Genomic DNA, 11,334 nt, shown 5'->3' with positions numbered 1-11,334 from the left:
GCGTCAAAGAGGGGGTGGAGGCGCAACAGTGGCCTCTGGGTCCGAGCCTGTTCTGCCCACGCCAGCTCGACTCAGGTCCCCTCCCGCGCGCCCTGACGGCCTCGTCGCGCCGATCTGCCGCCGACGAGAGCCGGTGTCGGTGGGGGCTCGTACTATCGGAGGGTGACCCAGGCTGAAGCGCAGAAGTACACCGTTGTCGAGATCTGCGCGGGCGCCGGAGGACAGTCGCTCGGGCTGCACAAGGCCGGATTTGACCACTCGCTGGCCGTCGAGATTGATCAGACCGCGGCGGACACGCTGGCGTCGAACATAGGTGCGCAGGTGGCGGTCGGCGACGTCGCGAACCTGGACGTCTGGGACCCCAAGGACTACGCCGGAGCAACGCTGTTCGCGGGAGGAGTCCCCTGCCCGCCCTTCTCGATCGCGGGTAAGCAGCTCGGAACGTCCGATGAGCGAGACCTGTTCGCCTGGGCCATCGAGCAGGTCGGCGTGATTCAGCCGCGCGCCGTGATGCTCGAGAACGTCCGCGGGCTCTCTGCTCCTCGTTTTGCCGCCTACCGGCAGCGCGTCCTTGATCGGCTCGACGACTACGGCTACGTCGGCGAGTGGAAGCTCCTGAATGCCTCCGACTTCGGCGTCCCCCAGCTGCGACCACGTTTCGTGCTCGTCGCGATGCGTCCGGAGGACCAGGCGTACTTCCGGTTCCCCGAAGGCGGAACGGCGGCACGAGTTACTGTCGGCGACGCCCTGCACGACCTGATGAGCTCGCGAGGCTGGACCGGCGCTGATGAGTGGAAGAACCTGGCTACCGACATCGGCCCGACCCTAGTCGGAGGAAGCAAGAAGCACGGAGGCGCCGACCTCGGTCCCACCCGCGCCAAGCTCGGATGGGCAAAGCTCCACGTCGACGGACGGGGCATCGCAAATGAGGCTCCCGCCCTGGACGCGCCGTCCGCGCGTGTGGTGCACCCACGTCTGACCGTCGAAATGGCTGCACGGGTGCAGGGCTGGCAGCGGGAGGACAACTACATCTTCAGCGGACGGAAGACCTCGCAGTACCGGCAGATCGGCAATGCCTTCCCGCCGCCGGTCGCCGAAGCCGTCGGCCGGCAGATCGCGGCGGCCCTTCGGCGCGAGGGCGCACGTCGTGAAGACCTTGGTATCGCCGTCGATCTCCACGACCCGGTTTACCGCGCGCTCGCGAACGCGTCGGAAGCCCTCTCGCTGACCGAACTACTTCGAGCGCACAACGAGGGAAGCATCGCCTCGGTCGAGCGGAAGATAACTGCGCTCTCGCACGACTTCGATCTGGACGTCACTGTCGACGAGACCGGAGAGACCCGCTATAAGCTAGGCACGTTCAAGGGCTTCACCGGACAGCACGACCACACCCGGCACGAGTTCATCGCGCAGAAGCGCAACCGGGTCAGCTGAACATGGCTGACGAGCTGTCCCTCGACTGGTCAATCGATCCGGTCGCTGACGAGACAGATGAGGCGTTAGTCGAGGTTTTCCGCGCCTTTCAGCGAGCGGACCCGGACGGTTCACGTACCGGCAAGATGATGCGTCGCACCCTCGACCAGCTGTACGACGGCCAGCGGACCGGCCGCTACTCCTGGGCACAGCTCCACAAGACCGAGCGCACCCACTTCGGCACCCTTTTCGAGATAAACCTCCGCCGTGAGTTCGACGACGTCATCGACGAGGGGGTCACACTCGACTACCGAGTCGCCGGTCACGACGTCGACTGCAAGTTCTCGCAGACGCTGTTCCAATGGATGATTCCGCCGGAGGCCATTGGGCACCTGCTGTTCGTCGGACACGTCAACGACGTCACTAGCGAGTTCGCTGTTGGAATTGTTCGAGCATCCCCCGAGAATCTCCGATCTGGTGCAAACCGAGACGCGAAGGTCGGACTCAACCTCCAGGGACGCGCCGCGGTCCGGTGGCTCCATCGTCCTGGCGATCTGCCACCCAATGTTCTCCTCCAAGCCGATCCAACAGACGTCGCCGCGATCTTCGCGAACCGAAAATCTGGGCAGGCCCGCGTGAATGAGCTTTTCCGTCGAGTTGTGAGGCAACGCATCAGCCGCAACGCGGTCGCCACGGTCGCACAACAGGACGACTTCATGAAACGGGTGCGCGAAAACGGCGGCGCCAGAAGTAGTCTGCGTCCGGAGGGATACATCATCCTCGGCGGCGACTACAACTACCATCGCCAGGTGGCGTCCATGCTAGGGATAGTCGCGCCCGAGCCCGGTGAGATGGTTAGCGTTCAGGTCACGGCCGCCGAGAACGAGGACCCGAATACAGTCATGCTCGGCGGCCGCTCCTGGCGAGTTGCCCACGAAGGCGAGTCACCAGGCGGTCTTGCACCAGTTGTGCCGCACCGATAAACGCTCGCCGCGAGACTCTTACGCATGAAGCCGACACCTAGTTTTTGGGTGGCGAGTCAGCTAGGGCTCATTCGTCAGGGCACACGGAGCCTAAGTGCCGCTCATAACCTTTGCGGCCTCCCAATACGCACTATGAATCAAGAGATTGCCTATGATCCTATTGCAGTCTGGATGGAGCGCGGGAGATTGGTCGGTACCGTTTCGTAGTCGATTCCGGCGAATGATTTAAAGAGCGCCGAAAACACGACCTCAGCGCCTTCTACGGGAACTGCCATACCGATCTGACGTCGGACGCTATCGCGGCCTCCCACAAATAAATAATCGTCTGGAAATGTCTGGAGCCTCGCTCGCTCCCGGTTGGTCAGCGCCCGAGGCTCGTCCCAGTGATAGACGTGCGTCCCCCCTCCACCGGATCCGGTCACGGTGTAAGACGGCTTATCCCGCTCCAAGCGTTTGTAGATCTGGCTGATGGTCGCACCCGTCACGTTCAAACGCAGGTGCTCCGGGAGCTCCGCGGTGAAGGCGCTTTCTCCTGGTTTAATATGCATGAGCCGCTCGATGACCCACGGCTTCTGCTTCGCCAGCTCGTTCTGCGTGACCAGCGGTCCAATGGGAGGGTTTTCCAGCCTGTTGCCGGCCGAGTTGTCGATATGCGCGTACGGCTCCGTTGCAGGAACCCGAAACTGCACATGCAAGTCCCTCCGGATGCCGACGATGAGGATGCGATGACGGCGCTGCGGGAGCCCGTACTGCTCAAACTTGTAGAGGTGGGGGGTTAGGACATACCCGCCCTGGTCCCCAGCGTGCTCCAACTCGCGCAGGATTTGGCGGAATGAGTGACCGTCGTTGGCGCCCTTGAGGTCGCCCACGTTCTCGGCGACGAACCAGGACGGCGAGTGCTCGTTCAAAACATTGACGCCATACTTGTATAGTGGACCAAAGCGCCCCATCATGCCCTTCCGTTCCCCCACACGACTGAAGTCGTTGCAGGGGAACCCGAAGGCGAGCCCGTCGATCGGAGCAAGCGACGCCGTCTCGAGGACTCGAACGTCGGCGTGGATCACGGACTCCGCTGTCGCGCCCGGAATGTTTGAACGGTAGGTAGCACAGGTGTCATGGTCGTAGTCGGTTGCCCAGGCGTGCCGAAGCTGCACCCCTAGATCTCTTGCCGCCCGGTGAGCGCCCAGTGCCAGGCCCCCAGGCCCACAGAAGAGCTCACCCATATCAAATCTCATGTGAAGCCTCCAAGGATCAGCATCGGTTCCTGCCCTATGGAGCACCAGAAAAAGGTGACCATAGTCCCAACGCGAGGCTCTCTCGCTTCTGCGTAATCAAGCCACAAGGGGCCAACCGACTGGAAGCAGCATACCTGCATGTCGCACGAATGCGGCCAAGGCGCGATCCCCCAACGCCGTGACAGACCATCTAGCCCGCCGAAAGTGCGCATGAAGTCGCCGACAGTTGGCAACCGCCGTGGCCGTCGGGGCGAGCTGAGCAACCCGCATCACCCGCGAACGATCGACGCCGGCGGGCGCAAGCCCAGCAATAGCATGGCCCCGCGAGCCGTGGACTCCTCCTACTCGCTATAGTGAGCCAGAAACGGGGCGGGGGAGCGATTGCAGTACGAAGACGTACCACCGAGTGTCAACTTGCTCGAGTCGATGAGATCAGTTGGCTACTCGCTCGAAACAGCCATCGCGGATCTCGTCGACAACAGCATCACGGCTGGAGCGCGATCGATCGAAGTGGACGCGGACGTGGTCGAGGGCAGGTACCTCGCCATTCTCGACGACGGAGCAGGGATGGCTCCGACCACGGCTCGCGAGGCCTTGCGGCTCGCAGGCTCCGTGGGACCACGTCAGTCGTCGGATCTCGGACGCTTCGGCCTCGGCCTGAAGACCGCGTCCCTCTCGCAAGCGCGGTGCCTGACGGTTATCACGAAACAAGATTCGACTATTACTGCCCTGCGATGGGACATAAATCACATCCGGGATACAGGCCAATGGTCTCTCATAAGTCTTAGCGAGATCGAACTCGAAGAGATTCCGCTCATTAGACTACTTAGGACCCGAAAGCACGGCACGCTCGTGCTTTGGGATGATCTTGACCTCCTCATTGGTGACGCTCCAATGCCGGGCCCCTTCCTCGGCGAACGTCTTGCGAATGTTCGGGCCAGCCTTTCGCTAGTTTTTCACCGTTATCTTGACAAGAAGGTTAACCGCCTTCAAATTCGAGTCAATGGGATCGCACTCACCCCAACTGACCCCTTCCTCTCAAGAAATCCGAAAACTCAACGCTCCGCCCCGGAAATCATCCGTATTAATGGCAGTGAGGTGCGAGTCGAGGCGTTCACCCTCCCTCATCCGTCTGGGCTGTCTTCCGAGGAGGCAAAACGTCAAGATCTCGGCAAAGAAATGAGGCAGGCCCAGGGCTTTTATGTGTATCGGAATTTGCGACTCATATCCTACGGGCACTGGTATGGACTAGCGAAGATGAGCGAAATAACAAAGCAGACGCGCATACAAGTCGATGTGCCGTCAACCCTCGACGCACTTTGGCAGCTCGACATCAAGAAGTCGAGGGCCGAGCCTCCGCACTCGTTCAAACTTCGACTACGCCAACTCATAGAACCAATCCTGAGTCGTGGAAAACGGGTTCATACTTTTCGAGGTAGAAGCGAGCACAACCAGATTGAACCCGTATGGAACAAGCTGAAAACACGCGATGGATTCTCATATGAGGTAAACCTGACGAGCCCATCGGTCCGAGCTGTTCTGGAGGCACTCCCGCAAGAACAAAGTTCCCGGGTTGCCGACCTCCTAAAGACCCTTGCCGCCACCTTTCCCGTGATGGACTCTTACGTCGAGGTTGCGTCTAATGCGAGAGCCCAACCACCAACACACGAACCCGAGTTACTTCTCAAGCGGCTCAGAGACATTCGAAACGCAGACCTCCTCAGCGCCGATCCAATTATCGCCGCAGCTCAACTTGAAGCTATTGAACCATTCAACACCGTAGATGGACTAATCGGTCTTGTCACTACCGCCTGGGAGCAAACGCATGCCGCTGACTGAACTACAAGCTGAATTCAAAGCCTATTTGAAAAATCGCCTTTTCGACACGGTACGTCCGCTGACAATAGACGAACTTGAATCGAAGGCTGGCAAGTTCGCTGAACTCCTCTTCGAAGACTTGTCCACAAACGACCTTGCACAGGTTTTGCTGGAGCTGACGCAAGAAAACGAGGTCAGCATGCCCAATGGAGGGTCAATCGTTGATCAAAAGACATTTACGGAATGGATTGGTACGCGAAAGTCCACAATAGAGACTCCACGATGGAGCGCGTACAAAAAACTTCTCATCCAAAGAGACTGGGAGGCAAACGTCATCGACACATTGGATAAGCAGACCGACGACGTCGTCGAGCTTCTCGGAGATCCAGAACAAGGAGAGGGGTCATGGCCGCGCAGGGGCTTGCTCATGGGGGAGGTGCAATCAGGTAAGACAGCAACCTATCTCGGCATCTTGAACAAGGCACTCGACTTCGGCTACGGAGTAGTCGTGGTGATTGGCGGTCACACTGAAGATCTCCGTCAACAAACGCAGGCAAGGTTCGATACCGATCTTCTCGGTATTGATTCTGAGACCTGGGAGGACGGCATTAGCAACGCTGCAATTCGTCGTGTAGGAATTGGTGAGCTGTCGGATCTGCGTGCTCACTTGATGACGACTGTGCGACACGATTTCTCTAAAGCAAAACGCGGATCAAGCATAACGTGGGTCGATGGCGGACTGCCAACTGTTTTCATAACCAAAAAGAATCCGTCCCTCCTAGAAAATATCCGCACTTACATCAAGAGCCAAGCCCCAGGGGGACGGCTCGACATACCCCTAATAGTTATCGATGATGAATCCGACTGGGGTAGCCCGAATACTCGAGAGAAGATCGATCCCACCAGCGTGAATCGCGCGATTCGTGCGTTGCTGGACGTCTCAACCAAAAGCACCTATCTCGCGATAACAGCGACTCCCTTCGCGAATATTTTCATCGATGACCAAGCGTCGTTCGAGTTTGTTGAAAAAGTAAGAAAAGGGGAGGAGCAGCTCGAGCCCGACGGTGCTGTCTTGAACGACTTGTTCCCGAGCGATTACATTCGAGTGACATACCCGCCTGACACCTATTCAGGAATCTCTACATACTTTAGCGGGTCGAACCACCCAAGTGTAAAAACCGAAGTCGCCGATTGTATCGCTCTAATCCCAATCAAGCACAAAAACCACCATCCCGTTAGTGAGCTTCCCCTGTCACTGAAGGTAGCGACAATTGAATTTATAATCGGAACAGCGGTTAGACGCATAAGGGACGGGGCGGTAAAGCCGGCCTCAATGCTCATCAACATTTCGCGCTTTAAGAGCGTGGAGCGAAGTGTTGCCGCGCTGGAGGAACTTTTTGTCAGCGAAGTTGCCACCACAGTACTTGGAGAGTTTAAGCGGGAGACCGAGGCGAGAAGCGATCTGGCCCGTTTTATTGAAAAAACGTGGAACGAGAACTTCGCCAACGTTACAGACCTGAAATGGGGAGATGTCGCCGAGCAGCTGACTACAATGGTCTCGGAAGTACGGGTCGATCTAGTCAATGGCGACACCGCAAAGGATCGTGCCGCTCGCCGGAAAGCCATGAGCCGCACCGAAAGGAAGCTCGACGATCTGCAACCTAGGATCGTCGTGGGCGGCGATATCCTCTCACGCGGGCTCACGCTAGACGGGCTTCAAGTAAGTTATTTTGTTCGCGAACCCCGAACGATGGACACTCTTATGCAGATGGGCCGTTGGTTCGGGTACAGACAGAACTACAGTGATCTCGTACGCATATGGATGCCGGAAAGCACTCGAGCTGACTTCAGGCACTCCGCGGAAGTCATGCAAGAACTCAGGGAAGCTCTCGTAGATATGAAAGCGCGAAGCTTGACTCCGCGCGATTTTGGTCTGCGCATACGCGTTCACCCAGATAGCGTTGACATTGTCGCTTCGAACAAGGGAAGGGACTCAAAAACGATTGAGATCGGTCCCACCGTTTGGCAAAATCGACTTGTCGAATCTCATGATCTTTCTGGAAACGACGAGATTGAACAGACGAATCGTGCGTCGGTACAAACTCTCGTCGACGCGCTTGCAATGGCGAACGCCGTAAAGACTGTTGGTGGATATACGTCCTGGACCAATGTGGAACCTGAGCATATTGAGAAATTCTTTAGCACCTTTGAGTCGCATCGTTTCGATACGCGTTTTGGACGCCTCGATGGAAAGACACCTCCGATTGCTGACGCACTCCGGGTAACGCCTGGCAGCAATCGGTGGCAGGTAGTCATTGTTAACGGGGGCGAGGAACCGAGCTTCCCGTTTGGACCGGCCATTCCGGTCAAAATGAGTGTGCGCAACAACCTGGGCCGACATAAAGATCAAAAGCATGTCCGCCTCGACCGTCGGCGACTATCATCGGCAAACGACCTCGGTCGCTCACTCATTCAAGAAGAATATGATGCGATCGAAAGCCAACTAACGCGAACGTCTGACGGCCCGCCGGTCACGTCGCAAGCAGCCTTTTTGGCGGGTATTGACCACCCGTTGCTGTTGATATATGCCGTGACTGCGAAATCTCCTGCTCTGCCGCATGATCCAGAGTACCAATCAGTTGAAGCCGGCTTCAGTCGAACTGCTGTCGCAATTGCTTTTCCGAAGATGACTCAATCGCAAATTGTAAGTGCAAGCGCAACTTCGAGAACCTACAAGGTGAATCAGGTTTACTGGCGTGCACTGCATGGATATGTTGAGGATACAGGTGACGACTTGATCGAATCGGGGGAGAGTGAATGAATGGGCTCGCTTTGCGCGATGAGTTCGCGAAAGTATTGGACGCTGGACATGATCGAATGATCGTCCTGTCGCAAATTCCGTTTATGTCTGCCGCCGTCAACGATAACGGGAAAGCGGCATTTTTTATCCGGGCATCTCTTGCTCCCCATCAGTCCATCAAAGATGGCCAGGGCTTTACCGTGAAAACTGAAAGAAGCGGTGAGAACGACTACATTCGTATCACTGCAACCGAATCAGGTATCTCAGGGTTATTTCTAAAACTCGCCGAGTATGTTCTGGAGCAAGTCACTTCGGCTGGGACTCCGGAAGCCGGCGTTCTTGCGCTGGTACAGGCGGTAGATGACTACCGGCGCTTCATCGGTCGGCGGCGAGGCCGACTGACGGATTCGATGGTTCGGGGCACATTTGCGGAGCTTCGATTTCTCGAAGCGATCATTTCTGGCGGAATGAATTCGACTGAGGCCGTCAGCGCATGGCGTGGGCCCTGGGCGAAGCTCGGTCTCGGCTTGCACGACTTTACTTTCCCGGACGGCCGTGGGATTGAAATAAAATCGACTCATCAGCCACCAATAGCTATACGAGTTTCCTCGGCGGGACAACTTGTCCCGTCGAAAGGTAAACTCGATCTTGTTGTTTTGCCGATCGAAGCGTCGGTATCAACTGAGGCCGTTTTTTTCCGACCCTACGCTCGGATGCTCGGGAAACTAATAGGCGACGGAGGCACCCAAGCGCGTGACTTGTGGGAGGCTGCTCTTCAGGCTCTATCTCTCGATCTTTCAGACGAGTGGTACGACCAGTATTCTTTTGAGGTGGGGGCGTGGAGCTCCTTCCGCGTAGCGGATAACTTCCCTCACCTCAAACTCGACTCGGTACCCGCGGGAATTGTTGATGTTCGATACTCTCTTGAGCTCGCTCGAATCACTGCGTATGAGCGCTCATTTGAGAGTTTAATAGAGGAGGTGGTGGACTTATGACCGAAGACATTGATGTTCTCCGGAACGAGATAGCGGTGGAAGCGTCAGCTGGAGACGGGTCTTTTGTAGAAGACGCGTTTGCAACAGTGTTCGGCCGTCGATTAGAGGATGCTGAAGTCGTCGCCAATCTGAGCGTTGAGCCCCTTAGATGTAGCGGATCCAATGGTCGGCGCCTCGAATTGCTCGGTTACGCTGAGAGCGCCGTGGACCAAACTCTTGTTGTCCTCGCCGGGCGCTATTACGGAAGCGATTCAAGGTTGGCGAGGCTAGACGCGAAAGAAGTCGCGGATCGAGCGACAAATTTCATCGAGGATGCGACCAGCGGTTGGTTGGCTTCTCATTTGGAGATGTCCTCTAGGGAGTGGGCGCATGCTGAGTACTTTGCAAAGCAACTGCTGAGCGGCCGTATCGCCAAGATTCGCGTGATATTGATCACCGATGGAATTATGAGCGACCGGATCCGCGTTATAGAAAGTGGCACTACAGCTGGATTGAAAACTAGTTACGAAATCTGGGATCAGCGTCGAATTCTTGCCGCCGGCCACCCGGAACGGGGCAGCGAAGATATCCACATTGACTTCACTTCTTGGTTACCAGCCGGTCTTCCGTGTCTTATAGGACCTGGTGAGGACAGCTCGACGCGAACGTACTTGGCTGTCCTTCCGGCTGTCCTTCTTGCTGAAATTTTTGAAGAATACGGTAGTTTGCTCCTCGAGTCGAACGTGCGAACCTTCCTAAGCGCACGCGGGCAAGTGAATCGAGGAATTCAAGCGACGCTTGCTCAAGAACCAGAGCGCTTTCTTGCTTACAATAATGGGCTAACAACAACCGCCTCAAGTGTTACTTTAGGTCGCTCGGAAGAAGGAACGACCATTCGAAGCATCGACCAATGGCAGATTGTCAATGGCGGGCAGACAACTGCCTCTCTTGCACATTTTCTGCGGACCCAAAAAGGCAGAAGGGTCGACGGCGTTTCGATACAGATGAAGTTGGTGACGGTCAGCGACGCTGATTCTTCTTCTGTCGTCCAGGCGGTCGCCAAATATGCGAACAGTCAGAACCGAGTAAGTTCTGCCGACCTCTTCTCGACGCACGCTTTTCACGTTCGACTCGAGCAACTTAGTCGTCGTCTTAAGGCTCCTTCCCAGGAGGGACAGCAGTACCAAACCGGCTGGTTCTACGAGCGCGCCCGAGGACAATGGGAAAATGATCGCATCGCACGCGGTCCTGCCGGTGAGCAAGCGAAGTTTGAACTTGAGTTCCCACGAAGTCAGAAAATCACGAAGACTGACTGGGCTAAATATATCTATTGCTGGAGTCAACATCCGGATCTAGTCAGCAAGGGTGCCCAATCTGTCTTTGCCGAGTATGCGTTACGGGTCGACGACGTCTGGGCAAAAGATAACGGACGGGGTTCTGACGCTTACAATGACGGCTACTTCCGCTCCGGAGTTGCCAAGGCGATTATGTACGAACGTCTTCGCGCCGAAGTCGCGAAGCAAGGTTGGTACAAAGAGTCTCGAGGTTACCTCGCAAACATAGTAGCCTACGCTGTGTCTCGGTTCGCTTTTCAGATTGATGCGCAGTTCAATGCAAAGTTTGACTTCGAGAAGGTTTGGCGTGACCAGCATGTTTCCGACGCCACGTTAAATAGTCTATTAGACGTTTCTCGAGCCGCTCAGATTTACCTCACCGATAGCGGGCGGCCGCAAGCGAATGTGACGCAGTGGGCGAAGCAACCTGCCTGCTGGGAGGGTTTCAAAAAAATTCCATTGCGTCTGGCCGACGGCGTTGTGGACGACCTGATGCGGACCGAGGACGAACGGCAAAGGTCTATTGAGGAGCGCAACCAGCGTGCGATGGATACAGGTTTTGAAGCTGTTACGCGAATTCTCTCAGTCAAAGCGGTCGTATGGGAGCAAATCTATCGGGCCAGCGATCGAGTGCCGATTTCTCCCACGGAAAGCGACCTAGTCAAGAGCTTCGGCTTACGCCAGGGCCGTGTGCCCACGGAGCGCCAGGCTGCGGTGCTTCTGCGTGTCCTTGACAGAATGAAGGAAGGTGGCGTCCTTCGTGCGGATTCGTACTAA

Annotated in this window: 7 protein-coding genes; 6 read left to right on the top strand and 1 reads right to left on the bottom strand. The window is 56.7% G+C overall.

What is annotated here, in order from left to right:
• Positions 1–162 precede the first annotated feature (162 nt).
• The gene (locus C5C99_RS05530; RefSeq protein ID WP_104339741.1) at positions 163–1,434 is read left to right on the top strand and encodes a DNA cytosine methyltransferase; all 1,272 of its coding nucleotides are present in this window, start codon (positions 163–165) and stop codon (positions 1,432–1,434) included.
• Between the two features lie 2 nt (positions 1,435–1,436).
• Positions 1,437–2,396 carry a NaeI family type II restriction endonuclease gene (locus C5C99_RS05525; protein WP_104339740.1) on the top strand — a complete coding sequence of 320 codons (960 nt, stop codon included), beginning with the start codon at positions 1,437–1,439 and terminating at the stop codon, positions 2,394–2,396.
• 149 nt (positions 2,397–2,545) lie between these two features.
• Here the strand turns inward: C5C99_RS05525 and C5C99_RS05520 are convergent, their stop codons facing one another.
• Entirely contained in the window at positions 2,546–3,619 is a 1,074-nt protein-coding gene (locus tag C5C99_RS05520) for a DNA cytosine methyltransferase (protein WP_258063640.1), read from the bottom strand.
• A 426-nt stretch (positions 3,620–4,045) separates the two neighbouring features.
• Here C5C99_RS05520 and C5C99_RS05515 point away from each other — a divergent pair, with 426 nt between their 5' ends.
• The 4 genes from C5C99_RS05515 to C5C99_RS05500 are packed head-to-tail and all read left to right on the top strand — an operon-like array spanning position 4,046 to position 11,334.
• The gene (locus tag C5C99_RS05515; protein WP_258063639.1) at positions 4,046–5,470 is read left to right on the top strand and encodes an ATP-binding protein; all 1,425 of its coding nucleotides are present in this window, start codon (positions 4,046–4,048) and stop codon (positions 5,468–5,470) included.
• A complete protein-coding gene (locus tag C5C99_RS05510) occupies positions 5,457–8,270 on the top strand; it encodes a Z1 domain-containing protein (protein WP_104339744.1) in 2,814 nt (937 codons plus the stop codon). The genes C5C99_RS05515 and C5C99_RS05510 overlap by 14 nt, the downstream gene beginning before the upstream one ends.
• On the top strand, positions 8,267–9,244 hold the full coding sequence (locus C5C99_RS05505; protein ID WP_104339738.1) for a PD-(D/E)XK motif protein: 978 nt from the start codon (positions 8,267–8,269) through the stop codon (positions 9,242–9,244). Before C5C99_RS05510 ends, C5C99_RS05505 begins: the two co-directional genes overlap by 4 nt.
• Positions 9,241–11,334 carry an AIPR family protein gene (locus C5C99_RS05500; RefSeq protein ID WP_104339737.1) on the top strand — a complete coding sequence of 698 codons (2,094 nt, stop codon included), beginning with the start codon at positions 9,241–9,243 and terminating at the stop codon, positions 11,332–11,334. The genes C5C99_RS05505 and C5C99_RS05500 overlap by 4 nt, the downstream gene beginning before the upstream one ends.

It is taken from the genome of Rathayibacter sp. AY1C4, assembly GCF_002932195.1.
In the GTDB taxonomy this organism is placed as follows: Bacteria; Actinomycetota; Actinomycetes; order Actinomycetales; family Microbacteriaceae; genus Rathayibacter.
The sequence above is the reverse complement of the archived record's forward strand: the minus strand, read 5'-3'. Positions and strand labels throughout refer to the sequence as shown.